The organism is Ideonella oryzae (assembly GCF_024055665.1).
Lineage (GTDB): Bacteria > Pseudomonadota > Gammaproteobacteria > Burkholderiales > Burkholderiaceae_C > Ideonella > Ideonella oryzae.
Genome location: NZ_JAMXMC010000001.1, coordinates 268,562 through 294,106, shown reverse-complemented (window position 1 = coordinate 294,106; position 25,545 = coordinate 268,562). Strand labels below are relative to the sequence as shown.

Here is a 25,545-nt window from a genome sequence, read left to right as displayed (position 1 = left end):
CATGGCCGTGGCCCTGCTCGTGGCGGGGGCCTACTTCATGGAGAACCTGGACGCCACCGTGATCACCACGGCGCTGCCCACGATGGCGGCGGACTTCGGCGAGGCCGCGGCCCATCTGTCCGTGGGCGTGTCCGCCTACCTGGTGGCACTGACGGTCTTCATTCCCATCAGCGGCTGGGCGGCCGACCGCTTCGGCGCGCGCCGGGTGTTTGCCTGGGCCATCGTGCTGTTCACCCTGGCGTCGGCGGCCTGTGCCGCGGCCCAGGGCCTGTGGAGCTTCACGCTGGCGCGCACGCTGCAGGGCATCGGCGGGGCGATGATGGTGCCGGTGGGCCGACTGCTGGTGCTGCGCGGCCTGCCCAAGAGCCAGTTGGTGCGGGCCATCGCCATCCTGACCTGGCCCGGCCTGGTGGCCTTCATCCTGGGCCCTCCGGTGGGCGGCTGGATCAGCACCCACTGGGGCTGGCGGTGGATCTTCCTGCTCAACCTGCCGCTGGGGCTCATGGCCTGGGTGGCCTTGCTGCGCTGGGGTCCGCCTTCCCGGCCCGCGGTGGCCCGCTTCGACGCGGTGGGCTTTGTGCTCAGTGGCCTGGGCTTTGCGCTGTTCATGGGCGGCATCGAACTGGCCAGCAGGCCGGACTGTCCCGCAGCCGCCTGGGCGCTGACCCTGGCCGCGGGCGCCGGCCTGCTGGCCTGGAGCGTGCGGCACCTGCGCCGGGCCGCCCACCCCCTGTTCGGCCTCGCGCCCCTGGCCATCACCACCTTCCGGGTCACCGCGCTGGGGGGCTCGCTCTCCCGCACTGCGATCGGGGCTGCGCCCTTCCTGCTGCCGCTGATGTTCCAGATCGGCTTCGGCTGGTCGGCCGTGGACGCCGGGGCCATGCTGCTGTGGTTGTTCGCCGGCAACCTGGCGATGAAGCCGGCCACCACCGCCCTCATGCGGCGCTTCGGTTTTCGGCGGATGCTGGTGGGCAATGGCCTGTTGCTGGCCCTGGGCTTTGCCGCCTGCGCCACGTTGCAGGCCGAGACCCCGCGGGGCTGGATGGCGGTGCTGCTCTTCGTCAGCGGCATGAACCGCTCCATGCAGTTCACAGCGCTGAACACGCTGGGCTTTGCCGACGTGCCCGAGGCCCAGATGCGCGACGCCACCACCCTGTTTTCTGTGCTGCAGCAGATGAATGCCAGCATGGGCATTGCCGTGGGGGCCCTGGCCTTGAGTGTGGCCGGGCTGTGGCATGGCACGTCCGCGGGGCAGCCCAGCGTGGCGGACTTCCAAGGCGCGTTCTGGCTGCTTGCGGCCCTGGCGCTGTTGGCCCTGGTGGACAGCTGGCACCTGCCGGCCCAGGCCGGGCAGCAGGTGCTGCGACGCTGAGGCGGGGCGGGATGCGGCGCCTGGATAGACTGCCGCCCGTGTCCACCCCTGCGCCCGATGCCCTTGTGCTGCCCCCGTCGCCAGCGCCCATGCCCTTCCAGGCGACCCGCCGCTGGTTGGGCCTGGTGCTGCTGACGCTGGCCCTGTCGCTGCCGATGGCGCTGCTGCACCTGCCGGCGCCCACGCTGCTGGGGTCCATCGTGGCCGGCGTGGCCCTGGGGTTGGCGGGCCAGCGGGTGAGGGTGCCGATGTCGGCCTTCATGCTGTCCCAGGCCCTGCTGGGTTTCATGATCGCGCGGGCCTGCCCGCTGCCGGTGTTCGCCGAGCTGATGCGCCACTGGGAGGTGTTCCTGCTGGGTGTCACCTCGGTGATCGTGCTCAGTGTGGGGCTGGGCTGGCAGCTTGCGCGCTGGAAGTTGCTGCCGGGTTCCACGGCCATCTGGGGGTCTTTCCCCGGCGCGGCCTCGGCCATGACCTTGCTGGCCGGCGAGTTCGGCGCCGACGTTCGCCTGGTGGCCCTGATGCAGTACCTGCGGGTGGTGATGGTGGCCACGCTGATGATGGCGGTGTCCGGCGTGGTGGGTGGGGCTGGCAACCCCCCGGCCGGTCTGCTGGCGGACTGGCTGGCGCCCGTGGACGGATGGGGCTTGGCCCTCACGCTGCTGGGGGCCACCCTTGCGGCGGGGGGCGCCTGGCGCTGGCGCCCGCCGGGCGGCGCCCTGGTGCTGGGGCTGGCCGGTGGCGTGCTGATGCAGGATGTGGCGGGCCAGGCCGTCGTGCTGCCGCCCTGGCTGCTGGCCGCCGCGGCCCTGTGCCTGGGCTGGAGCATCGGCCTGCGCTTCGACCGCGCCGTGGTGCGCCACGCCGTGCGTGTGCTGCCCCGGCTGTTCGCGGTGCTGGCGCTGCTGCTCCTGCTGTGCAGCGGCATGGCCGGCCTGCTGGTGCTCTGGATGGGCATCGACCCGCTCACGGCCTACCTGGCCATGAGCCCGGGCGGGGCGGACTCGGTGGCCCTGATCGCCGCCTCCAGCCATGTTGACGCGCCCTTCGTGATGGCCATGCAGACCGGGCGTCTGCTGGCCGTGCTGGCGGTGGGCCCGGCGGTGGCGCGCTGGGTGTCCCGGCGTTCGTCCCCGGCCCAGTGACAGATTCGTCATGAGCACATAGCGATCTTTTCCTTGGGCAGGCGGGGTGGGGCTCCTACAGTGGGCAGCCCGTTCATACCTCAGGATGTATCGATGTCTCGCCGTTTCCCGCTGTCCCTTATGTCCGTGTTGTTGGGCGGTGCCAGTGTCCTGCCTGGCGTGGCCCATGCCACCAACGGCTATTTCGCCCACGGCTATGGTGTCAAGAGCGAGGGCATGGCCGGCACCGGCATCGCGCTGCCGCAGGACGCCCTGACGGGCGCCACCAACCCCGCCGGAACCGCCTGGGTCGGTGATCGCCTGGATGCCGGCCTGAACGTCTTCGTGCCCAGCCGTGGCGCCAGCATCCAGGGCAATGGCGCCGGACTGGACGGCGACTACAGCGGCAACGGTCGCAAGACCTTCTTCATCCCCGAGTTCGGCCTGACACGGCAGCTCGACGAGCGCCTGAGCCTGGGGCTGGCGGTCTATGGCAACGGCGGCATGAACACCCAGTACGACCGCAGCCCGTTTGCCGCGTTTGGCGAGACCGGCCACACCGGGGTCAACCTGGAGCAGCTCTTCATCTCGCCCTCCGTGGCCTACCGGCTGACCGAGGACCACGCGGTGAGCGTGGCGCTCAACCTGGCCTACCAGCGCTTTTCCGCCGAGGGCCTGAGCCCCTTCACCACGGCATCAGCGGCGCCCACCCAGGTCAGCGGCCTGGGCAACGACAGCTCGGTGGGGGCCGGCGTGCGCCTGGGCTGGATCGGCCAGCTCAGCCCCGCGTGGCGGCTGGGCGCCACCTGGTCGTCCAAGATCCACGGCCGCTTCGACAAGTACCGGGGCCTGTTCGCCGACCAGGGCAGCTTCGACATCCCGGCCAACTACGGTGTGGGCCTGGCCTACCAGCCCAGCCAGGACTGGACGCTGGCGCTGGACTACCAGGTGATCCAGTACAGCGGCGTCAAGTCGGTGGGCACGCCGCTGGCGCCGTTGCTGGCCGGCCAGCCCCTGGGGGCCGATGGGGGCGCGGGCTTCGGCTGGAGGGACGTGCAGGTGGTCAAGCTCGGGGCCGCCTACCAGTGGTCACCCGCACTGACCCTGCGGGCCGGTTACAGCCATGCCACCCAGCCCGTGCCGCAGAGCCAGACCTTCTTCAACATCCTGGCGCCCGGGGTGGTGCAGGACCATGCCACGCTGGGCCTGAGCTGGAAGGCCGGCGCGCGCAGCGAATGGAGCGCCTTCTATGGCCGCGCCCTGAAGAAGACCGTGCACGGCCAGGGATCGATCCCGGCCAACTTCGGCGGGGGCGAGGCCAACGTCCACCTGAGCGAAGACGTGGTCGGCCTGTCCTGGGGCTGGCTCTACTGAGCTGCATTCGTTTGAGACAATCGGGTCCAGATCCGCGGGCTTGAGTCCGCACGGCCCGTGCCGATAAAAGGATCAGCCGGGCCAGCATGGGCCGCGCCCGGATTGGAGGGGCAACCCTGCGGCACACCTGGATCCGATGGCGACTCTGTTCTGGCTTCAAACCGGCGCCTGTGGTGGCGACTCTCTCGCCATCCTGAGCGCGGAATCTCCCAGCCTGGAGCAACTGCTCCAGGATGGCGGCGTGGAGCTGCTCTGGCATCCCTCGCTGTCGCATGGCCACGCCCGGCGCTTCGACCAGCTGGTGGACGCCATCCTGACCGGCGAGCAGGTCCTGGACATCCTGTGCATCGAGGGCAGCATCATCACGGCCCCGCGCGGCACCGGCCTGTGCGACCCCTACCGCGGTCGCGGCAAGATGGAGCTCGTGCGTGACCTGGCCGAGCGGGCCGGCGTGGTGGTGGCCATGGGCACCTGCGCCGCCTTCGGTGGCGTGCATGCGGCCCCGCCCAATCCCTCCGATTGCATCGGTCTGCAGTTCGACCATGCCCAGCCGGGCGGACTGCTGGCGCCGGACTGGCGCTCGCGCCGGGGCCAGCCTGTCATCAATGTGGCCGGCTGCCCCGCCCATCCGCACACCATGACCCAGACCCTGGCCGCGCTGGCCCTGGGCCTGCCGGTGCCGCTGGACGGCCTGAACCGTCCGGCCTCGCACTTCAGCACCGTGGTGCACCAGGGCTGCACCCGCAACGAATACCACGAGTACGACGTCGAGGACACCCAGCCGGGCGACCGCGCCTGCCTGTTCTTCAACCTGGGCTGCCAGGGGCCGATGACCCAGGCGGTGTGCAACACCGACCTCTGGAACGGCGTCAGCAGCAAGACCCGCGCAGGGGTGCCCTGTTTCGGCTGCACCTCCCCCGGGTTTCCACGCGATGGGGATCTGTTCCGCACCGAGAAGATGGGCGAAGTACCGATCCACCTGCCGCTGGGGGTGGAGCGGCCGCGCTACATGGCTTACAAGAACCTGGCCCGTGCGGCGGCGCCACAGCGGGTGCGCGACAAGAAGATGAAGCCCTGAACGGGTCTAGCATCGGAGCCCATGGCCCGCATCGAACTGAACCTGGATCTCAACCGCGTCGAAGGGGACCTCAGCGTGCAGGTCACGCTGGAGGACGGCGTGGTGGTGGCCGCGCGCACCCAGGGCACCATGTACCGCGGCTTCGAGCAGATCCTGCTGGGCCGCGCCCCGCGCGACGCGATGGTCATCACGCCGCGGGTCTGCGGCATCTGCGGCACCGCCCACCTCTATGCCGGCGTGCTGGCGCTGGAGCAGATCTGGTCCACGCCGGTGCCGCCCAACGCCACCCGCATCCGCAACCTCTGCCTGATCGCCGAGGGCCTGCAGAACGATCTGCGGCAGACCTTCCTGTTCTTCGCGCCGGACCTGTGCCACCCACGCTATGCGGCCGATCCGCTGCATGCGCCGCTGATGGCCGCCTTCGAGCCCTTCAAGGGCAGCATTTACCGCGAGACCCTGACCCAGACCCGCCAGGTGCTGCAGATCGTCGCGCACTTCGGCGGCCAATGGCCGCATTCGTCCTACATGCTGCCCGGCGGTGTGGTGACTCCGGCCGACACCCGGCGCCTGGTGGCCTGCCGCAGCGTGCTGCTGGGCCTGCAGCGCTGGTACGAACAACGCATCCTCGGCGGTGGGCTGGACGCCTGGCTGGCCCTGGACTCGGCCGAGGCGCTGGAGCGCTGGCTGGCCCAGCCCGGCCCGGCCGAGGCGGCCTTGGGCCTGCTGACCCGCTTCCTGTGCGGGCAGGGCCTGGACAGGTTGGGGCCGGGCACGCCGCACATGCTGGCCTTCGGCACCTGGTGCGAGCCCGAGGCCTGGGCCCGCGGCGAGGCGCGTCACGCCCTGCCGGCCGGCTTCCTCGATGGCGACTCCGGTCAGATCCAGTCACTGGACCCGGCGCGCATCACCGAGCATGTGCGGCATTCCTGGTTCCGGCCCTACGAGGGCGGTCGCCACCCCTTCGAGGGCGAGACGGTGCCGGACTACCAGCCCGAGACCGACCGCTACACCTGGGCCAAGGCGCCCCGCTACGACGGCCGGGTGGTGCAGACCGGGCCACTGGCCGAGCTGCTGATTGCGGGCGATCCGCTGATCCGCGACCTGTGGTCCCGCCAGGGCGGTGGGGCCTGGCTGCGGCAGTTCGCCCGTGTGCGCCACATCGGCGTGGCCCTGCGGCACGGCCTGCGCATGCTCGACGAGCTGGGCACCCACCTGGACGAGCCGCACTTCGTGCCGCCAGCGCCGGGCACCGAGGTGGACGGCGATGGCGCCGGCCTCATCATGGCCGCGCGAGGCGCGCTGGGCCACTGGGTGCAGGTGCGCGACGGAGTGATCCACCGCTACCAGATCATCACCCCCACCGGCTGGAACGCCTCGCCGCGCGACAGCCTGGGCCAGCCGGGCCACTGGGAGTCCAGCCTGGTGGGCCAGCGCGTGCAGGACCCGGAGGACCCGATCGAGGTCGGCCACCTGATCCGCTCGCACGACCCTTGCCTGGTGTGCACCGTCCACTTCGCGGGGGCCGACGTGCCCAGCCTGAGGGTGGACGCATGAGTCACGTCGCCCCGGTCCCGCAGGACGGCGGTGTCGTGCTGTGCTTCGGCAATGCCCTGCACGGTGACGACGGCGTGGCCGAGGCGGTGGGGCAGGCGCTGGTCGCGGCGGGGCTGCCAGCGGGCTGGTCGGTGCAGGCGGTGGGCACCCGGGGCCTGGATGCCCTGGCCTGGCTGATGGACGCGCGGGCCGTGGTGCTGGTGGACGCGGCCGAACCCGCGGGGCAGCCGGGCCAACTGGCGGAACGCGACCCGGTGGCGGTGCCGCTGGAGCACGCGGCGGTGGGGCACGGCATGGGTCTGGGGCATCTGCTGCGTGCCTGGCGGAGCTGCGCCGTGGTGCCCGCGCCCGCGCGGCTGCTGACCATCGAGATGGCCGCGCTGCGGCCCTTCCACCTGGGGCTGTCACCTCCGGTGGCGCAGGCCGTGGCGCCCGCGGCCCGCCGGGTGTCCGGCTGGCTGGCCGACACCCGCTGGCAGGTGCCGGCCGGGGTGGAAACCTGCTGAGGGCATGGCGATGAGCCAGCATCCGATCCGTCCGCTGCCCGACGGACTGCTGCCGCCCCCGGGGGACGAGCTGGCCAGCCTGCGGCTGGAGCTGCAGGCCCTGCGCCTGGCCAATGGGGCGCTCGAATTCGAGCTGATGGCCGGTGCCGAGCAGGCCGATGCGATGCTGGCCCAGCTGGAGCAGCAGCGGGCGGCCCTGCAGTCGGCACGCGACCGCGAGCAGTCGCTGGCCGCCTTCGCCGAGCGGGTGATGGACACCGTGGGCAGCGTGGTCATCGTGCTCGATGCCCAGGGCCGGCTGCGTCGCAGCAACAGCCGCGCCCGCGAGGTCCTGCGGCCCTTGAACGAAGGCGACAGCGTTGACCAGCTGCTGTACCCGGAGGACCAGATGCGGTTGGCGGGCGAGTTGCCGCCCCTGCCGTGGCCGGTGCATTCGGTGCTGTTCGAGCAGGTGCGCCGCTGTGGCCACTACCGGGCCGAACACCGCCTGGCGCTGCGCGGCGGTGGCTTCCGCCACCATCTGATCGAGGCCGTCCTGCTGCACAGTGCCCAGGGCAAGGAGGAGGGCGCGGTCATCACCGGGGCGGACATCGGCCTGCTCAAGCAGAAGGAAGCCGAGCTGCTGGCCAGCGATGCCCGCTTCAAGGATGCGGAAGGGGTGGCCCACGTCGGCAGCTGGGAGCTGGACCCGGTCGACGAGCGCATGAAATGGTCGGCCGAGACCCGACGCCTGCTGGGCGCCCTGCCCGACACCGAGCCCAGCCTGTCGGCGCTGTTCTCGGCCATCCACCCCGAGGATCGCCTGTCCAGTGCCCAGGCCTTCATGGAGGCGCTGGCCGAGCGGCGCAGCTGCGACCTGGAGTTCCGCATCGAGACCGGCGACGGCCCGCTGCGCTGGGTCCACCTGCGGGCCAGCCTGCAGGCCGTGCCGGGCCAGGGCCTGCGCGGCGTGGGCACGGTGCAGGACATCACCGCCCGCCGGCAGGTGGAGGACGAGCTGCGCCTGGCCGCCACCGTGTTCGACGCCAGCCTCAACGCCGTGCTGATCGCCGATGGCGAGGGCTGCATCCGCAAGATCAACCGGGCCTTCACCGCCATCCTGGGCTATGAGGAGACCGACGTGCTCGGCCGCAACCCCAGCGTGATGCAGTCCGGCCAGCACGCGCTCAGCTTCTACCAGGACCTCTGGGGCCAGCTGCTGGAAAGCGGCCACTGGGAGGGCGAGGTGCTCAACCGCCACCGCGACGGCCGCATCGTCCCGATCTGGGAGAGCATCACCGCGGTGCGGGACGAGCAGGGGGCGGTCAGCCACTACATCGGCATCTTCTCGGACATCTCCGAGCAGAAGGCCCAGGCCCGGCGCATTCACCAGCTGGCCTATTACGACGCGCTGACCGCGCTGCCCAACCGCACCCTGCTGATGGACCGCTGCCGCCAGGCCCTGTCGCGCGCCAAGCGGGCCCACAGCCACCTGGCCATGCTTTTCATGGACCTGGACCGCTTCAAGCACATCAACGACAGCCTGGGCCATCCGGTCGGCGACGCCCTGCTGCAGGCCGTGGCCCGCCGGCTGCAGGGGGCCGTGCGCGACACCGACACCGTGGCCCGCCTGGGTGGCGACGAGTTTGTCGTGCTGCTGGAGAACGTGGAATCGCCGCTGGATGTCGATGCCAGCGTGCAGCGCATCCTGCAGGCCTTCCGCGAGCCCTTCGTGCTGGAGGAGCACAGCCTCTCGGTGGGCACCACCGTGGGGGTGAGTCTCTACCCCGAGCACGGCGCGGACGTCACCAGCCTGTTCAAGTTCGCCGATCTGGCGCTCTACCAGGCCAAGGAGTCCGCCCGCGGTGGCTACCGCCTGTTCGAGCCCCGGTTCAACGAGCAGGCGCTGGACCGCATGCGCCTGGAGAGCGATCTGCGCCGCGCCCTGGAGCGGCAGGAGTTCCAGCTGCACTACCAGCCCGTCTTCAGGCTGGCGGACCGCCAGCTGGTGGGCGCGGAGGCGCTGCTGCGCTGGACCCACCCCGAGCGGGGCCCGGTGTCGCCCGCCGAGTTCATTCCGGTGGCCGAGGACAGCGGGCTCATCATCCCCCTCGGCGCCTGGGTGCTGGAAGAGGCCTGCAGCCAGGCCCGGGCCTGGCTGGACCAGGGCCTGGCCATCGGCGTCATCGCGGTCAACGTGGCCGGCCTGCAAATCCAGCGCGGTGACCTGGCCGAGACGGTGGCCGCCGTGCTGACCCGTACCGGCCTGCCGGCCGAGCGCCTGGAGCTGGAGATCAGCGAGTCCTACATCATGCGGCACGCCGAGCGCGACCTGCGTCAGCTCGCCCAGCTGCGCCAGCTGGGTGTGGTGCTGGCGATCGACGACTTCGGCACCGGCCAGACCTCGCTGAGCCACCTCTGGCACCTGCCGCTGTCCAAGCTCAAGGTGGATCGGGCCTTCATCAAGGACCTGGAGCGCGATACCGCCGGCGCCACGGTGACCCGGGCGGTGATCGGCCTGGGCCACGGCCTGGGTTTTGTGGTGCAGGCCGAGGGCGTGGAAACCGAAGGCCAGGCGGCCTTCCTGAAGGCGCATGGTTGCGACCTGGTGCAGGGCTTCGGCTTTGCCCGGCCCATGCCGGCTGCCGACTTTGCCCAACGCTGCCGCGAGGCGACCCGGGGAAACCCGGGTTGCGCCGCGGAAAAGCCCGACTCTCTCCAATCAGGGTAAACGCCTAAGCTCTGTTGCAAAACCTTGAGAAGTGAAAGGTCTTGCACCATGAGAGTCAACACAGGCAATCGCCGTCGGCGCCTGGCCCTGGGCGGCGTGGCCATCGTGGCCCTGGGCGCCATCGCCGCCATCTGGATGGCCATTCCCCCGCGGCTGGATGAGGCCAAGAGCCCCGGCTTCAGCGGCACCGCCGAGGCTGGTCTGGTGGCCAAGGGCCGCTATGTGGCCCAGCTGGGCGACTGCGTGGCCTGCCACACCGCCCCGGGCGGCCCCGAGATGGCCGGTGGCCGCGCGCTGGAAACGCCCTTCGGCACGATCTACTCCACCAACATCACCCCGGACGTGCAGCACGGCATCGGTGGCTGGAGCTATGCCGCCTTCGACCGCGCGATGCGCCACGGCGTGACGGCCAAGGGCCACCGCCTCTACCCGGCCATGCCTTACCCCTCCTACGCCAAGATGAGCGACGAGGACATGGCCGCGCTGTGGGCCTACCTGCGCCAGGGCGTGCCGGCGGTGGCCCAGGCCAACCAGCCCCTGGGCATGCACTTCCCCTTCGACCAGCGCTGGGGCCTGGCCTACTGGGACGCGGTGTTCGCCGACAAGACGCCTTTCGTGCCCAACCCGCAGAAGGACGCCATCTGGAACCGTGGCGCCTACCTGGTGCAGGGCCTGGGCCACTGCGGCGCCTGCCACACGCCGCGCGGCATCGGCTTCCAGGAACTGGCCATGAGCGACCTGGGCTCCAAGGGCAAGCTGTTCCTCTCGGGCGCCCAGGTGGAGCACTGGAACGCGGTGGCACTGCGCGACCTGTGGACCGTGCCTGACACAGTCGAGATGCTCAAGACCGGGCAGAACCGCTTTGCCACCGCCTCGGGCAGCATGACCGACGTGATCCTGCATTCCACGCAGCATGTCAGCGACCCGGACCTGGTGGCCATCGCCACCTACCTGAAGTCCCTGCCTTCGGACACGGCGAAGACCGCGGCACCGGTGGCGGCCGCGCCGGCCTCGGCGGCGGCCAGCGCCGCTGAGCCGCCGGCCCAGCTCTTCACCAGCGCGGGCGGCCTGGGCTACACCCAGTTCTGCACCGACTGCCACCGGCCCACCGGCGGCGGCGTGAAGGGCGTGTTCCCGGCTCTGGCGGGCAACCCGACCGTGGCCGCCCAGGACCCGGCCACACTGATCCACATCACGCTGACCGGCTGGAAGACGGTCTCCACGGGCGCCCATCCGCGGGTCTACACCATGCCGGCCTTCGCCCGCCTGAGCGACGCCGAGATCGCCGAGATCCTGAGCTTCGTGCGGCAGAGCTGGGGCCAGGGTGCCGGCCCGGTGGCCGCCGCCGATGTGGCCCAGGCGCGCCAGCAGCTGGATCCGAAGGTCGACACCAGCGCCTTCGAGACACCGCGCCTGTCCAAGCTGCTGGCCGAACCGAATGCCCAGCAGCTGGTGCGTGGCATGCGGTTGAACGCCGAGACCCACCTCCTGCTGCCCAAGAACGTGGGCAACGACCTGAACTGCACCTCCTGCCACCTGAATGCGGGCACCGTGGCCGATGGCTCGCCCTACGTCGGGGTGTCGGCCTTCTTCCCCTCGTATGCGCCGCGCGCCGGCAAGGTCATCACCATCGAGGACCGCATCAACGGTTGCTTCCGTCGCTCGATGAACGGCAAGCCGCTGCCGCCCGACTCGGACGACATGAAGGCGATGGTGGCCTACTTCGACTGGATGAAGGGCAACACCAGGAAGGAGGACAAGGTGCCCGGCCGCGGTGTGGGCAAGGTCGATCCGAAGATCGTGCCCAACCTGGCCAACGGCGAGAAGGTCTATGGCGCCCAATGCGCCGTCTGCCACGGCCAGAACGGCGAGGGCCTGAAGGATGCGGCCGGCCGCACCGTCTACCCGCCGCTGTGGGGCGAACGCTCTTTCAACATCGGCGCCGGCATGGCCCGCACCTACACCGCCGCGGCCTTCGTCAAGCGCAACATGCCCATCGGCTTCCACGAGAAGTTCCCGCTGGGCCAGGGCGGCCTGTCGGACCAGGACGCGGTGGACGTGGCTGAGTACTTCACCCACCAGGACCGGCCCGACTTCCCGGACAAGGTCAAGGACTGGCCGAAGGACCCCAAGCCCAAGGATGCGCGGTATTGATGCGCGGTACGGATCCTCGAAAACTCCGTCAGGCCACTGAGACACCGGCCTGTTCGGCCGGTCGCCCCTTCCCCGGGCGGCCGGCCTTTTTGCCTGCCCATCGCCCCAGCCTGTGCTAGCGTGAACCCCGTGCTGCGCTCCCTTCTTGCCCCCCTCCTGGCCCTGGTGGCAGCGGCCGGCGCCCCGGTGGCGGCACAGGCCGACACCGTGCGCATCGCGGTGCTGGCCTTCCAGGGCTCCGAGCGGGCCGCCAAGGACTTCGAGCCCACGCTGGCCCAGCTCAACGCCGCGCTGCCGCAGCACCATTTCGCGCTGGCGGCGCTGGACCCGGCCGGCATCGAGCTGGCGGTGGCCGAGCACACGGTGGACTTTGTCGTCACCAACCCGGGCGACTATGTGGAGCTGGAGGCCGGCCACGGTGTGACCCGCCTGGCCACGCTGGAAAGCCATGACCATGCCGTGCCCACCGACACCGTGGGCTCCACCGTCATCACCCCCCACCGCCCGGGCCAGCCCACGCGCTTTGCCGATCTGGCCGGGCGCCGGCTGGCCGTGGTCTCGCCCGATGCCTTCGGCGGCTGGCGGGTGGTCTGGCGCGAGATGGACCAGGCCGGCGTGCCGCCCGAGCGCCTGCAGGCCCTGGTGAGCACGGGCTTTCCGATGGCCAGCGTCATCACCGCGCTGCGCGAGGGCCGGGCCGATGCCGGGGTGCTGCGCACCTGCCTGCTGGAAGAGGAGATCGCTGCCGGCCGGGTGCAGCCCGACGAGTTCGCCGTGGTGGCCGAGCAGCCGCCCAGCGGCTTTCCCTGCCGGCTGTCCTCGCGCCTGTACCCGGACTGGCCTTTCGCCCGCCTGGCCGGCACCTCGCCCGACCTGGCCAAGGCGGTGACCGCCGCCTTGCTGACCATGCCGCCGGTGGACGGCCGGGCCTGGACCGCGCCCCAGGACTACACCAGCGTCCACGCGCTGTTCCGCGAGCTCCGCATCGGCCCCTACGCCTACCTGGGCCACACCACCCTGGGCGGCATCCTGCGTGAGCACTGGCCCTGGTTCGTCTTCTCGGCGCTGGCCGTGCTGTGGTGGGTCTTCCACGTGGTGCGCGTGGAGACCCTGGTGCGTCGGCGCACCGCCGAGCTGACCCGCGCCATCGAAGGCCGCGAGGCGGCCGAGCGCGCCGCCCGCCAGCACCGGGAGGAGCGCGACCAGTTCTCGCGCCTGGGCATCCTGGGCGAGATGGCGTCCAACATCGCCCATGAGCTGAACCAGCCGCTGGCGGCCATCACCAACTACGCCGAGGGCATCACCCGCGTGATCGACGCTGGCCGCATCGACCCGGCCTTCATCCGCAACGGCGCGCGCGGCATCGCCGGCCAGGCCGAGCGGGCCGGCGTCATCATCCGCCGCATCCGCAGCTTCGTGCGCCGGCGCGAGGTGCAGCGCGAGCGGCTGGACATCCACCACGTGGTGCGCGAGACCCTGGCCCTGTTCGAAGGCCAGGCCCTGCTGCGCGGTGTGCCGCTGACCGTGGACCTGGGCGAGCCGCTGCCGCCGATCAGCGCCGACCTGATCGAGATCGAGCAGGTGCTGCTCAACCTGCTGCAAAACGCGCTGGACGTGATGGACGGCCGGCCCGACAAGGCCCGCGGCATCTCCGTGACCACGCGCCGCAGCACGGAGACCGTCGACTCGGTCGAGGTGGCCGTGCGCGACCACGGCACGGGCCTCACCCCCGAGGTGCAGGCCCATCTGTTCGACCCCTTCTTCACCACCAAGCCGCAGGGCCTGGGCCTGGGGCTGTCGATCTGCCGCACCATCGTCGAAAGCCATGGTGGCCACCTGTGGGCCACGAACGAACCCGATGGCGGGCTGAGCATGCGCTTTGCCCTGCCCATCCTCACGGAGGACAGTCCCTCATGAGTCCCAGCACCGGTTCCAGTCCGTCCTCGGCCGAGGCCGAGACCCACGCCCCACTGATCCTGATCGTCGATGACGACGAGGCCATGCGCAGCTCCATGGCCTTCCTGTTCGCCTCCATCGGCCTGGCGGCCCAGACCTATCCCGATGCCGCCAGCTTTCTGGCCGCGCTGCCACCGGCCGAGCAGCTGCGCCCCGGCGCGCTGGTGCTGGACGTGCGCATGCCCGGCATGAGCGGGCTGGAGCTGCAGCGCCTGCTGGCCGAGCGCCAGTTCCCGCTGCCCATCCTGATCGTCACCGGCCATGGCGACGTGCCGATGGCGGTGCAGGCCCTCAAGGCCGGCGCCTACGACTTCATCGAGAAGCCCTTCAAGGAGCAGTACCTGCTGGACATGGTCGGCGCGGCCATCCGCGTCTCGCAGGACGCGCTGACCCGGCAGAGCCGGCAGCGCTCCATCAGCGAACGCCTGGCCCGCCTGGGCCGGCGCGAGCGCGAGGTGCTCGAAGGCATCCTGGTGGGCAAGCTCAACAAGGTCATCGCCTACGAGCTGGAACTGTCGGTCAAGACGGTGGAGGCCTACCGCGCCTCCATCATGCTGAAGATGGAGGCGGGCTCGCTGGCCGAGCTGGCGACGATGGTGGCCAAGGCGCAGGCCTGAGCCTGCGTCGGCCTCAGGCCTGTGCCGGCAGGGTGCGCAGCCCGGTCAATGCAGGCTGCTGTGCGGTGGCGCCAGCGCAGCGGCGCAGGTCCAGCGTTCCCACAGGCTCACGGCCAGCAGGATGGCGGCCACCAGCGCGCCCAGGGTCAGCAGGCTCATCTGTCCGGAGGCCAGGGCCACGCCCAGCAGCGCGAGTGCGCCGACCAGGTGGGAGTTGGGCCAGGCCCGGGTGACGATGCGCTTGTAGAGTGCGCAGCCCAGCAGGAAGAGGATCGGCCCGGCCACCACCGCGGCGGCCTGGGCGGCGCCGGGCACCGACGGCGGGTGGGCCATCACCAGGTCGTGCCCCACCGCAGCCACGATCACCCCGCCCACCAGGATGGCATGCACGTAGTGAAAGCTCGCGCCCATGCGCCCCGGGTCCTCGGCGTGGGTGATGACGTCGGTGGCGGTCTTGCCCGAGGTGCCGAAATACAGCCACCACAGGCCGAGCGTGCTGACGAAGGTGGTCAGCAGGGCCAGCAGCAGCGCGGGCGTCCAGACCTCGGCCTCCGACAGGGCGACACCGCTGGCCAGCACCGTCTCGCCCAGCGCGACGATCACGAAGAGCTGGCAGCGCTCGGTCAGGTGGCCGCCCTCGATGGTCCAGTCCCGGGTGCGCGAGCGGCCCAGCCCCGGCAGCGGGAAGCCGAGCATCGGCGAGATGTATTCGCAGGCCACGGCCAGTGCCCACAGCAGCAGGCGGTGCTCGTGCTCGGCCAGCCCGCCGGCCAGCCAGAAGGCGGCGGCGATCAGCATCCAGCCCAGGATGCGGCGGTAGTTGGCCGCCAGGGCATGGCTGCGGGGCAGGCTCCCGACGATGAAGGCCGCCCGCCCCACCTGCATGGTGGCGTAGCTGCCGGCAAACAGCAGCCCGGCATCGCCGAAGGCGCGGGGGATGCTGGCGGCCATCAGCAGCCCCGCCAGCATCGACAGGAACAGCAAGGCCCGGATGTGGGGCGTCTCCGGGTCGAACCAGTTGGTCAGCCAGCAGGTGTACTGCCAGCCCAGCCAGACGGCGAACCAGAGCACCGTCGTTTCGGCCACGCCCATCCAGCCCAGGTGGTGCAGCAGCAGGTGGCTGAGCTGAGTGACGGCGAAGACGTAGACCAGGTCGAAGAACAGTTCTTCGAAGGTGACGCGGGCATGGTGCCCATCGCGTTGTCGGAGCAGGGAGCGGGTTGGGGTCATGCGCGGTGGGCGGTGGGCGGTGTCATCCCTGGCGGCCCAGCCACAGGGCCAGACCGACGGACAGGGCGGCGGGCAGCAGGAACACGATCAGCAAGATCGGTGCCTCTTCACGCACGCTGTAGCCAGCATGCTGAACGCCCACCCACATGTTCACGCAGGCCACGATCAGCCAGACCGGCACGAAGGCCTTGGCGGCCAGGGCCATGGCCGAAGGGGTGGCGCCCCACAGCCAGGCAAACAGCAGGAACAGGCCCAGTTGACCGAGGCCGCCCAGCATCACCAGCACGACATGCATGGCGCATCTCCCTGCGGCCGGGACGTGCCGGTCCGCGTTTGTTCATTTGGTGGTGTAGCCGCCGTTGATCAGCAGCGTCTGGCCGGTGACCCACCAGCCATCGCTGACCAGATGGCGAATGAAAGGTACCACGTCCTGGATGTCGGTCAGGCCGGTCTTGCTGAAGGCCGACAGGGCGGCAGCGGACTGGTGGTAGGCCACCGCATCGGCTTGTTCCTGGCCGTAGAAGAAGGGCGTGTCCATGGGGCCGGGGCCGACGGCGGTGACCGAGATGCCACGCGCGCCGAACTCCTTGGCCGCGGCGCGGGTGAAGTGCTCGACCGGGGCCTTGGTTCCCGCGTAGGCGCTGTAGAAGGGCGTGAAGGCACCCAGCAGTGAGGTGACCAATGTGCAGATCTTGCCGTGGTCGTTGAGATGCCGGCCCGCCTCCTTCAGGAAGAAGAAGGCCGTCTTGGCATTGACGGCGCTCATCGCGTCGTACTCGGCCTCGCTGATCTCCAGCAGCGGCTTCTTGAGCACCTTGCCGACGGTGTTGATCGCGATGTCGGGCCGGCCCACCGCGGCCACCGCATCGGCGAACAGCTTCTCCATCGCCGCGGCCGTGCTCAGGTCCGCCTGCAGGGCCACGGCCTGCGCGCCAGCGGCCTGCACGGCCGCCACAGTGGCTTCGGCGTCGGCCCGGGTGGCGGCGCTGTTGTAGTGGATGGCCACTGCCTTGGCACCGTGCTGGGCCAGGTCGCGGGCGATCAGGCCGCCCAGGTTCTTCGCGCCGCCGGCAATCAGCACCACCTTGCCTTCGAGACTGTGCAGTTGGGACATGGGGTCTCCCCGGTGTTTGTCTTGATGTTGGACAGCTTATTGGTTTGACAGAAAAGATAAACACGCCTTTCAATACAAGACTATTCAGTCATTGATACCAATCGAGCGATGGATCGGATCGACACCTTGCGGGCCTTTCTGCGTGTGGCGGCCACGGGCAGCTTCTCCCTGGCGGCGGATCAACTGGGCCTGCCCCGACCCTCCGTGTCGCTGGCGATCCAGCAGTTGGAGGCGCGGTTGGGCGTGCGGGTGTTTCACCGCACCACGCGCAAGGTGACCCTGACCCAGGACGGCCAGGCCCTGCTGGAGGGGGCTTCGGCCCTGGTCGGCGACATGGAGGACCTGGAGGCCCGCTTCCACCCACCGGGCGAAAGCGGGGTGGCCGGGCGACTGCGGGTGGACGTGCCCAGCCGCATCGGCCGGCGCCTGGTCGCGCCGGCCCTGCCTGGGTTGTTGGCGCGGCACCCGGCGCTGGACATCGAACTGGGTTCCACCGACCGGGCGGTCGACCTGGTGGCCGAAGGCATCGACTGCGCGCTGCGCGTGGGGGTGCTGGGTGACAGCAGCCTGGTGGCGCATCCTCTGGGCTGCTTTCCCTTGATCAACTGCGCCAGCCCGGCCTATGTGCAGCGCTTTGGCGTGCCGCAGTCCCCCAAGGACCTGGCGCAGCACCAGGTGGTGCAATACCTCTCGCCGTCCACCGGGCAGGCGGCCCCCTGGGAGTGGCAGGAAGGCGAGACCTGCCGCACCTTGGCGCTGGCCGGGCGGGTGGGCGTGAACAATGCCGAGAGCTACATCGCTTGCGCGCTGTCGGGCCTGGGCCTGATCCAGATTCCCCGCTTCGATGTTCAGGAACACCTGGACGACGGCAGCCTGGTCGAGCTGCTGCCACAGCACCGGCCGGCACCCATGCCGGTGCAGGTGGTGTATCCGCACCGCCGCCATCTGTCCCGTCGGGTGCAGGTCTTCATGGCCTGGATGGCCGAGCTGCTGAGCGGCCAGCTGGCCTGACCAGGTCCAGCGGGCCCACCGCCTTTGCCCGGGTGCCAGAATGGCCATGCGCCATGTCATCGGAGCCCGCATGAACAAGAAGCGCTTTCCTCTGCCCAAGGTGTACGGCCTGCTGGAGCCAGGGCCCGTGCTGCTGCTGACCACTGCCCACCGCGGGGCGTGCGATGTGATGCCCATGTCCTGGCATTCGCTGCTGGGCTTCGATCCGCCGCTGGTGTCCTGCGTGGTGAGTGCCGGCAATGAGTCGCAGAAGCTGCTCAAGGCTTCCGGCCAGTGCGTGCTCAACATCCCCACCGTCGAACTGGCCCGCCAGGTGGTGGGCTGCGGCAACTGCCACGCCAGCCAGGGCGACAAGTTCGAGCGCTTTCACCTGCAGCACAGCCCTGCCAGCCAGGTGGCGGCGCCCTTGTTGGACGACTGCTACGCCAGCCTGGAATGCCAGGTGGTGGACACACGGATGGTGCGCCGCTATGAGCTGTTCGTGCTCGAGGTGGTGGCGGCCTGGGTGGACCCTGGCGTCAAGAACCCCCGCACGCTGCACCACCGCGGCTACGGGCGCTTCATGGTCGCGGGCGACACCATCCGACAGCCTTCGAAGATGCGCTGAGCATCGGGCGCTGTCCAAGGGGCGCTGGATGGTTGTCGTCTCCTGGTCATGGGGGACGGTTTAGAATTAAGGGTTTTCCCTAGAAATACGGTGTCTTAGAACACTGACAACACCATGCGCTCCGTACTCACCTTACTGAAAGACCTGTTCCATACCCTGCCGTCCTCGCTGGAGGACAGCCGCGCGGCCTATCTGGCCGAAGCGGCCCATCTGGGCGACGCCGAGCGTCGCCGCTGCGAGATCGAGCACCGTCAGCGCACGCTGCTGATGCTGGCCCCGCAGTTGACCCCGTTCATCCGCTGATCGGCGTCCACGCACGCCCCGCCCGTGGTGCATGCCACCCGGGCGGGGCGTTTTCTTTGGGGCCTCAGACAAGGGCTGCGATGCGGTTGCGGCCTTCCTGCTTGGCCCGGTAGAGCTGCTGGTCCACCGCCCGCAGGGCGTCCTGCGGCTCGGCCCCGGGGTCCGGCGTGAAGGTGCCCATCCCGATGCTCACCGTGACCCGCTGACCATGCGGGTTCTGCGCATGGGGCAGGGCCAGCTTCTCGATCAGGCGCAGGCAGCGCTCGGCCACGCGCAGAGCACCCTGACCATCGGTCTCGGGCAGTACCAGCACGAACTCCTCACCGCCGTAGCGAGCCACCAGATCGCGCGGGCCCACCAGGGCCAGGCTCAGCGTCTGTGCAATCTCGCGCAGGCAGCTGTCGCCCTGCAGGTGACCGTACAGGTCGTTGTACTGCTTGAACAGGTCCACATCGACCAGCAGCAGGGACACGGGCTGCTGGCTGTGGCGGGCGCTCTCCCACTCGCGCGCCAGGCTGGTGTCGAACTGGCGCCGGTTGGCGATGCCGGTCAGGCCATCCTTGAAGGACAGGGCCTCCAGCTCCTTCTGCAAGGCCAGCAGTTTTTCCTCGGTCTTCTTGCGTTCGCTGATGTCGAACATGAAGCCGATCAGGGCCTCCACCTCGCCCGCTGCGTTGCGCACCACGTGCACCACATCGCGGATCCAGACATAGCCGTTGTCCTGGGTCAGCGCCCGGTAGTCGGCCTCGTGGTCCACCCCGGCCTGGGACTGGGCGATGCAGAAGTTCACCACACGGTCGCGGTCCTCAGGGTGGATGCGGCTGGCCCAGTCGTTGGCGGACACCCAGCTGTCCTGGCGCCAGCCCAGCAGGGGCTCGATCTGCGGGCCGATGTAGCTGAAGCTCATCGTCGGCCAGTCGATCTTCCAGGGGATGGCCTGGGTCGATTCCAGCAGGGTCTTGTAAACGGCGCTGTCGCTCTGAAGGTCGCTGATCTCAGCCATCGGGGTACTGCTCAAGTCTGCACAAGCACACCTTATCGCAGATCAAGATGACGTGCCGGATACCGGCGTCGTTCCCAGGGCCTGCAGCGCCGGCAAGCCCACGGGCGGCTCCGCCTGCCAGGGCACCGCGTGCAGTCGCCGGGCCAGGCCGCTGGCCACCCGGCGCACCTGCGCCTGCTCGCCCACCAGCCGGGCCTGCAGCAGCGGGTCGCGGGTGCCGGTGGCCAGCAGCGAGCGGTTGAGCACCCAGGCCCAGGGCTCCACCCCGGCCCGGCGCAGGTCGTCCTGCAAGGCCGCGGCCTGGGACACCGGCGTCGTCTCCGGCAGCGTGACCAGGATCACCCGGGTGTAGTCCGGGTCCTGCAGCCGCATCAGCGGCGTGACCACGTGCAGGGCCGGCTGGCCCTCGAACTCGCGGGTCATCTGCCGGTGGTAGGCGCCGGTGGCGTCCATCAGCAGCAGCGAGTGGCCGGTGGGGGCGGTGTCCAGCACCACGAAGGCGCTGCGCGCCTGTGCCACCGTGCGCGAGAAGGCGTGGAAGACGGCGACTTCTTCCGTGCAGGGCGAGGCCAGGTCCTCCCGCAGCAGGGCCATCTGCTGGGCGTCCAGGCCGGGCGCGCGCGCGGCCATGATCTTCTCGATGTAGCGGGCCGTCTCGGCCTTCGGGTCGATGCGGCTGACATCCAGGCCCGGCAGCGAGCCGGCCAGGGTGTCGCCCAGGTGGTCGGCCGGGTCGGTGGTGCTCAGGTGCACCGCATGGCCGCGTTGCACCAGGCCCACGGCCAGCGCCGCGGCCAGGGTCGTCTTGCCCACGCCGCCCTTGCCCATCACCATGATCAGGCCGCGCCCAGCCTGGGCCAGCTGTTCCACCAGGTGGCCGAAGCTGTCGGCATGGACGTCGGCCGGCGCAGGGGGCAGGGCCGACAGGCTGGGAGGCGTGTCGCTCAGCAACTGGCGCAGCGCGCCCACGCCCACCGTGTCGAAGGGCCGCAGCGGCACCCGCACCTGCGGCAGGGGCTGCAGCGCCTCGGGCAGGTCGGCCAGGGCGGCGGCCTCCTGGCGGGCGATGGCCGCGGCCACCGCGTCGCTGGCCTGCTCGGCCGGGAACACGCCGTTGATCGCCAGGCGCTGCGCGTTCAGGCCCAGCGCAGCCAGCTCAAGGGCGCTGCGGCCGGCTTCGGCCAGGGCGCTGCGGTCGGCCCGGGCCACCAGCACCACGGTGGTCAGCGCAGGGTCGGTCAGGGTGGCCAGGGCGGCGTTGAAGCGGGACTCCTGCATCTTCAGGCCCGAGTGCGGGCCCAGGCAGGAGGCGCCGCGGTCGTTGTCCTGCAGAAAGCCGCTCCAGGCCTGGGGCAGGCTGAGCAGGCGCAGGGTGTGGCCGGTGGGGGCAGTGTCAAACACCACATGGTCGACGTCCTGGGCGCCACCGGCCAGCAGGCCGGAAAACTCGTCGAAGGAAGCGATCTCCGTCGTGCAGGCGCCCGAAAGCTGTTCGCGCACCGTGTCGCGTTCCTCGGCCGAGGCCTGCTCCATCTGGGCCAGCACCCGCTGCCGGTACTGGTCGGCCGCCACCTGCGGGTCGATGTTCAGCACCGACAGGCCGGGCACCGCGGGCACCGCCACCGGCGCGTTGCGCAGCGGCACGCCCAGCATCTCGTCCAGGTTGGAGGCCGCGTCGGTGCTGACCAGCAGCACCCGCCGTCCCTGGTCGGCCAGCTGGATGGCGGTGGCCGTGGACAGCGAGGTCTTGCCCACGCCCCCCTTGCCGGTGAAGAACAGGTAGCGGGTGGGGTGGGGGACGAGGTTCATGGAGGTGTCAGCTCAGCCAGGCCTCGATCTTGTCACGGCTGGGCAGGCCGCCGGCGTGCACCACCTTGCCGTCCAGCACCACGCCCGGCGTGGCCATCACGCCATAGCCGATGATGGCCTGCATGTCCTGCACCTTCTCGATCGTCACCGGCACGCCCTTGTCCCGGGCCACCTGTTCGATCAGGGCGATGGTGTTGCGGCAGTTGGCGCAGCCCGAGCCGAGAACCTTGATGTCTTTCATGCTCACTCCTTGTTGAAGACCGGGTTTTCTGCGGTCACAGCACCGCGTTGAAGACGTAGCCCACCAGCAGGATGCCGCCAGCCACCACGCCAGCGAAGGTGGCGATCAGGCGCGGCTTGAGCGCCTGGCGCAGGATGATCATCTCGGGGGCGGAGAGGGCGATCACGCTCATCATGAAGGCCAGCACGGTGCCCAGCGCGGCGCCCTTGCCCAGCAGGGCCTGCACGATGGGGATGACCCCGGCGGCATTGGTGTACAGGGGCACGCCCAGCAGCACGGCCACCGGCACGCTCCACCAGGCGTCGCGCCCCATGATGGCGGCCATGAAGTCCTGCGGCACATAGCCGTGGATGCCCGCGCCCAGGGCGATGCCAACCACCACATAGGGCCACACCTTGCCGACGATCTCGCGCACATGGCCGGCGCCCGTCTGCAGGCGTTGCAGTGTGCTCAGCGGCTCGTCCGTCGTCGCGGCCCCGCCCTGGCCACGGGCCACGGCCTGCACCCAGTCTTCCAGGTGGCGCTCCATGCCCAGGCGGCCGATGACCCAGCCGGCGCCGATGGCCACGCTCAGGCCCAGCCCCAGGTAGAGCGCCGCCACCTTCCAGCCGAACAGGCCCAGCAGCATCACCAGCGCCACCTCGTTGACCATGGGCGCGGAAATGAGGAAGGAGAAGGTGACGCCCAGCGGCACGCCGGCCGAGAGCATGCCGATGAACAGCGGCACGGCCGAGCAGGAGCAGAAAGGCGTGACGATGCCCAGCAGGGCCGCCAGCACATTGCCGATGCCGGCGCGGTGGCCGGCCAGCAGGGCGCGGGTGCGCTCGGGGGCGAACCAGGTCTGCACCACCCCCATGACGAACACCACGCCGACGAGCAGCAGCAGCACCTTGGGCGTGTCGTAGAAGAAGAAGTGCAGCGATTCACCCAGTGCCGTCTGGCGGCTCAGGCCGGTCCAGCCCAGCAGGGTGTCGGCGAAGGCCGTGAGGTGGGTGTAGGCCCACCACCAGGTCGGCAGCAGCACGGCCAAGCCAATCCACCAGCGTTTCAGGGGCGTCATCGTGTGTCCTGTGTCGTCTCCCCCAGAAGACGCAGGACCGTCCCAAAAGATGCAGGGGCCGACGCGGGCGGGCTCAGGGCTCCCGGGGGGTGAAGCAGCAGACGCCGCCCTGCGGGTCCAGCACCACCTGGCAGGAGGCGAGCAGCTGTGCGCGCAGCCGGCGGCGGGCCCGCTGCACGCGCGACTTGGCGCCCGCCAGGCTGATGCCCAGTTGCCGGGCATAGGCCTCCTGGCTCAGGCCCTGCAGGTCGCACTGGGTGATGGCGTCGCGGTCGGCGGCGCTGAGCTCGGCCAGCACCCGCGGCAGGCAGGTGGCCAGACTGTCCACGGCCGGGGCCGCGTCGGGCTCGGCCTCGGGCAGGCTGTCGTCCAGCGCCACGGTGGGGCGCAGCCGGCGCCAGTGGTCGGTCAGGGCGTTGCGGGTCACCTCGAACAGCCAGGCCCGGGCATTGGCCACTTCGCAGAAGCGGCTGCCCATGCGCAAGGCCTTGATGAAGATCTCCTGCAACAGGTCGCGCGCCAGCGCCGGGTCGTCCAGCCGGCTGGCCAGCCAGGCCTGCAGCTCACGCTCGTGGGCGTGCCAGGCCTGCATCAGGCAGGGACGGGCTTCGGCCACGCTCATGCGCAGCGCGCGCCTTGCTCGTACCATCCCTTGCTCTGGTTCACCACCCGCACCACGAGCAGCATCACCGGCACCTCGATCAGCACGCCCACCACCGTGGCCAGGGCCGCGCCGGACTCAAAGCCGAACAGGCTGATGGCCGCGGCCACCGCCAGCTCGAAGAAGTTGCTGGCGCCGATCAGGGCCGAGGGGCAGGCCACGTTGTGGGCCTCGCCCACGCGGCGGTTGAGCCAGTAGGCCAGGGCCGAGTTGAAGAAGACCTGGATCAGGATGGGCACCGCCAGCATGGCGATGACCAGCGGCTGCTGCAGGATGGCCCGGCCCTGGAAGGCAAACAGCAGCACCAGGGTGGCCAGCAGCGCGGTGATGGACCAGGGGCCGATCTTGGCCAGCGCGGCGTCGAAGGCGGCAGGGCCGCGGCGCAGCAGCGCCCGGCGCCACAGCTGGGCCAGGATGACCGGGATGACGATGTAGAGCACGACCGAGGTGAGCAGCGTGGCCCAGGGCACGGTGATGGCCGACAGGCCCAGCAGCAGCGCCACGATGGGCGCGAAGGCGAACACCATGATGGTGTCGTTGAGCGCCACCTGGCTGAGCGTGAACAGCGGGTGGCCGTTGGTCAGCCGGCTCCAGACGAAGACCATGGCCGTGCAGGGCGCCGCGGCCAGCAGGATCAGGCCGGCAATGTAGCTGTCGATCTGCTCGGCCGGCAGCCAGGGGGCGAAGACCTGGCGCACGAAGAACCAGCCCAGCAGCGCCATCGAGAAGGGCTTGACCGCCCAGTTCACGAACAGCGTGACACCAATGCCGCGCCAATGGGCCTTGACCTGGTGCAGCGCGCCGAAGTCCACCTTCAGCAGCATCGGGATGATCATCACCCAGATCAGCAGGCCCACCGGCAGGTTGACCTGGGCGACTTCCATGCGGCCGATGTCCTGCACCGGGCCGGGCAGCAGTTGGCCCAGGGCGATGCCGGCGACGATGCACAGCGCGACCCAGACGCTGAGGTAGCGCTCGAAGACGCTCATGGGGGCGGGCGCGGCGGCGGGTGGTGGCAGCGTGGTGGCAGTGTTCATGGCGGTCGTTGGCTCAGCTCTGGGCGATGTCCTGCAGGGCCGCCTGCAGCGCGGGGCGGTCCATCGTCTCCAGCGGCAGGGCCAGCAGCTGCAGCATGCGGTAGCCAATGGCCTGGCGGGTCAGCTCGAAGGCGCGGCGCTTGTCGCTCACGCCGTCTTCGTCGGACGGATCCGGGTAGCCCCAATGCACCTTCACCGGCTGGCCGTTGCCGCCGAAGAAGATGGGGCAGGTTTCGGCCGCGGCGCTGTCGCACACGGTGATGACGATGGACAGCGGCGGCGCCTCCGGGCCGGTGAAGGCGTCCCAGCTCTTGCTGTGAAAGCCTTCGGTGGCGATGCCGGCATGGGCCAGCGCCTCCAGCGCGAAGGGGTTGATGCGGCCGCTGGGCGCGGAGCCGGCGCTGTGCGCCTGGACATCCTTGCCCAGCCGGGTGGCCAGCTGGTTGAGCATGCCCTCGGCCAGCACGCTGCGGGCCGAGTTGTGGGTGCAGAGGATCAGGACGTGAGTGGTCATGGTGTCGAAAAGGTCTCAGCGGGTGCCGATGTCCTTGATTTCCTTCTTGATGGCCAGGGCATCCAGGCTGGCCAGCGGCAGGGACAGCATCAGGCGCAGCCGGCGCTGCATCGTCACGAAGGTGTCCAGGAAGGCGCGGCGTTGGGTGTTGGCATCGCCTTGAACGGCGGCCGGGTCGGGCATGCCCCAGTGGGCGGTCATCGGCTGGCCGGGCCAGACGGGGCAGACCTCGCCGGCCGCCTGGTCGCAGACCGTGAACACGAAGTCCATCTGCGGCGCCTCGGGCTGGGCGAATTCCTCCCAGCTTTTGCTCCGAAAGCCATCGGTGGGGATGCGGTGTTCGGCCAGGACGGCCAGGGCCATCGGGTGCACCGTCCCCTTGGGGTGGCTGCCCGCGGACCAGGCACGGAAGCGGCCGCCGCCCATCTCGTTGAGCAGCCCCTCGGCAATGATCGAGCGCGCCGAGTTCCCGGTGCAGACAAACAGGACGTTGTAGACCTTGTCGTTCAT

24 protein-coding genes and 2 pseudogenes are annotated in these 25,545 nt (G+C 70.2%); 15 read left to right on the top strand and 11 right to left on the bottom strand.

Annotated features, from left to right (window positions below):
• Position 1 precedes the first annotated feature (1 nt).
• From M0L44_RS01465 to M0L44_RS01410, 12 genes and pseudogenes are all read left to right on the top strand, one after another.
• On the top strand, positions 2-1,372 hold the full coding sequence (locus M0L44_RS01465) for an MFS transporter (protein WP_252767833.1): 1,371 nt from the start codon (positions 2-4) through the stop codon (positions 1,370-1,372).
• Positions 1,373-1,461: 89 nt separating this feature from the next.
• Positions 1,462-2,517: an AbrB family transcriptional regulator gene (locus tag M0L44_RS01460; protein ID WP_252767832.1), complete on the top strand. Its 1,056-nt coding sequence runs from the start codon at positions 1,462-1,464 to the stop codon at positions 2,515-2,517.
• 120 nt (positions 2,518-2,637) lie between these two features.
• Entirely contained in the window at positions 2,638-3,870 is a 1,233-nt protein-coding gene (locus M0L44_RS01455) for an OmpP1/FadL family transporter (protein WP_252767831.1), read from the top strand.
• Positions 3,871-4,006: 136 nt separating this feature from the next.
• A complete protein-coding gene (locus M0L44_RS01450) occupies positions 4,007-4,948 on the top strand; it encodes an NADH-quinone oxidoreductase subunit B family protein (RefSeq protein WP_252767830.1) in 942 nt (313 codons plus the stop codon).
• A gap of 21 nt (positions 4,949-4,969) precedes the next feature.
• Positions 4,970-6,502: a nickel-dependent hydrogenase large subunit gene (locus M0L44_RS01445; protein ID WP_252767829.1), complete on the top strand. Its 1,533-nt coding sequence runs from the start codon at positions 4,970-4,972 to the stop codon at positions 6,500-6,502.
• The gene (locus M0L44_RS01440; protein ID WP_252767828.1) at positions 6,499-7,008 is read left to right on the top strand and encodes a hydrogenase maturation protease; all 510 of its coding nucleotides are present in this window, start codon (positions 6,499-6,501) and stop codon (positions 7,006-7,008) included. The genes M0L44_RS01445 and M0L44_RS01440 overlap by 4 nt, the downstream gene beginning before the upstream one ends.
• 4 nt (positions 7,009-7,012) lie before the next feature.
• Positions 7,013-8,359 (top strand): annotated as a pseudogene (locus tag M0L44_RS01435) (PAS domain-containing protein); the annotation flags it as partial.
• Positions 8,342-8,803: pseudogene (locus M0L44_RS01430) on the top strand (diguanylate cyclase domain-containing protein); the annotation flags it as partial. The pseudogenes M0L44_RS01435 and M0L44_RS01430, both read left to right, overlap by 18 nt.
• A gap of 99 nt (positions 8,804-8,902) precedes the next feature.
• A complete protein-coding gene (locus tag M0L44_RS01425; protein ID WP_252768058.1) occupies positions 8,903-9,718 on the top strand; it encodes a putative bifunctional diguanylate cyclase/phosphodiesterase in 816 nt (271 codons plus the stop codon).
• Positions 9,719-9,766: 48 nt separating this feature from the next.
• On the top strand, positions 9,767-11,872 hold the full coding sequence (locus M0L44_RS01420) for a c-type cytochrome (protein WP_435526375.1): 2,106 nt from the start codon (positions 9,767-9,769) through the stop codon (positions 11,870-11,872).
• 120 nt (positions 11,873-11,992) lie between these two features.
• Positions 11,993-13,789, top strand: coding sequence for a sensor histidine kinase (locus M0L44_RS01415; protein ID WP_252767827.1), 1,797 nt, complete (start codon positions 11,993-11,995; stop codon positions 13,787-13,789).
• Positions 13,786-14,445 (top strand): response regulator transcription factor, encoded by a 660-nt coding sequence (locus M0L44_RS01410; protein ID WP_252767826.1) that lies wholly within the window; start codon positions 13,786-13,788, stop codon positions 14,443-14,445. The genes M0L44_RS01415 and M0L44_RS01410 overlap by 4 nt, the downstream gene beginning before the upstream one ends.
• A 45-nt stretch (positions 14,446-14,490) precedes the next feature.
• Here M0L44_RS01410 and M0L44_RS01405 read toward each other — a convergent pair whose 3' ends face one another.
• Genes M0L44_RS01405 through M0L44_RS01395 form a run of 3 tightly spaced genes read right to left on the bottom strand, consistent with a single transcriptional unit; the run spans position 14,491 to position 16,789 of the window.
• Positions 14,491-15,675: a low temperature requirement protein A gene (locus tag M0L44_RS01405; protein WP_252767825.1), complete on the bottom strand. Its 1,185-nt coding sequence runs from the start codon at positions 15,673-15,675 to the stop codon at positions 14,491-14,493.
• Positions 15,676-15,697: 22 nt separating this feature from the next.
• Positions 15,698-15,970, bottom strand: a complete 273-nt coding sequence (locus M0L44_RS01400) for a hypothetical protein (RefSeq protein WP_252767824.1) — start codon at positions 15,968-15,970, stop codon at positions 15,698-15,700.
• A gap of 42 nt (positions 15,971-16,012) precedes the next feature.
• Entirely contained in the window at positions 16,013-16,789 is a 777-nt protein-coding gene (locus M0L44_RS01395) for an SDR family oxidoreductase (RefSeq protein WP_252767823.1), read from the bottom strand.
• A gap of 108 nt (positions 16,790-16,897) precedes the next feature.
• Between M0L44_RS01395 and M0L44_RS01390 the strand changes: the two genes are divergently transcribed.
• The 3 genes from M0L44_RS01390 (at position 16,898) to M0L44_RS01380 (ending at position 18,710) form a co-directional block, all read left to right on the top strand.
• Positions 16,898-17,800 carry a LysR family transcriptional regulator gene (locus M0L44_RS01390; protein WP_252767822.1) on the top strand — a complete coding sequence of 301 codons (903 nt, stop codon included), beginning with the start codon at positions 16,898-16,900 and terminating at the stop codon, positions 17,798-17,800.
• A gap of 70 nt (positions 17,801-17,870) precedes the next feature.
• Positions 17,871-18,407 carry a flavin reductase family protein gene (locus M0L44_RS01385; RefSeq protein ID WP_252767821.1) on the top strand — a complete coding sequence of 179 codons (537 nt, stop codon included), beginning with the start codon at positions 17,871-17,873 and terminating at the stop codon, positions 18,405-18,407.
• A gap of 114 nt (positions 18,408-18,521) precedes the next feature.
• Complete coding sequence (locus M0L44_RS01380) at positions 18,522-18,710, top strand: DUF3563 family protein (RefSeq protein WP_252767820.1); 189 nt, start codon at positions 18,522-18,524, stop codon at positions 18,708-18,710.
• Positions 18,711-18,774: 64 nt separating this feature from the next.
• On the opposite strand, the gene M0L44_RS01375 is transcribed toward M0L44_RS01380, so the two are convergent.
• The 8 genes from M0L44_RS01375 to M0L44_RS01340 form a co-directional block, all read right to left on the bottom strand.
• On the bottom strand, positions 18,775-19,713 hold the full coding sequence (locus M0L44_RS01375) for a sensor domain-containing diguanylate cyclase (RefSeq protein ID WP_252767819.1): 939 nt from the start codon (positions 19,711-19,713) through the stop codon (positions 18,775-18,777).
• A 42-nt stretch (positions 19,714-19,755) separates the two neighbouring features.
• On the bottom strand, positions 19,756-21,522 hold the full coding sequence (gene arsA, locus M0L44_RS01370; RefSeq protein WP_252767818.1) for an arsenical pump-driving ATPase: 1,767 nt from the start codon (positions 21,520-21,522) through the stop codon (positions 19,756-19,758).
• Positions 21,523-21,529: 7 nt separating this feature from the next.
• A complete protein-coding gene (locus M0L44_RS01365) occupies positions 21,530-21,763 on the bottom strand; it encodes a thioredoxin family protein (protein WP_151123300.1) in 234 nt (77 codons plus the stop codon).
• A 34-nt stretch (positions 21,764-21,797) separates the two neighbouring features.
• Positions 21,798-22,823, bottom strand: coding sequence for a permease (locus M0L44_RS01360; RefSeq protein ID WP_252767817.1), 1,026 nt, complete (start codon positions 22,821-22,823; stop codon positions 21,798-21,800).
• A 73-nt stretch (positions 22,824-22,896) separates the two neighbouring features.
• Positions 22,897-23,445 (bottom strand): sigma-70 family RNA polymerase sigma factor, encoded by a 549-nt coding sequence (locus tag M0L44_RS01355; RefSeq protein ID WP_252767816.1) that lies wholly within the window; start codon positions 23,443-23,445, stop codon positions 22,897-22,899.
• Positions 23,442-24,521, bottom strand: coding sequence for an ACR3 family arsenite efflux transporter (gene arsB, locus M0L44_RS01350; protein ID WP_252767815.1), 1,080 nt, complete (start codon positions 24,519-24,521; stop codon positions 23,442-23,444). Before arsB ends, M0L44_RS01355 begins: the two co-directional genes overlap by 4 nt.
• Positions 24,522-24,534: 13 nt before the next feature.
• On the bottom strand, positions 24,535-25,035 hold the full coding sequence (locus M0L44_RS01345; RefSeq protein ID WP_252767814.1) for an arsenate reductase ArsC: 501 nt from the start codon (positions 25,033-25,035) through the stop codon (positions 24,535-24,537).
• A 15-nt stretch (positions 25,036-25,050) separates the two neighbouring features.
• Entirely contained in the window at positions 25,051-25,545 is a 495-nt protein-coding gene (locus tag M0L44_RS01340; protein ID WP_252767813.1) for an arsenate reductase ArsC, read from the bottom strand.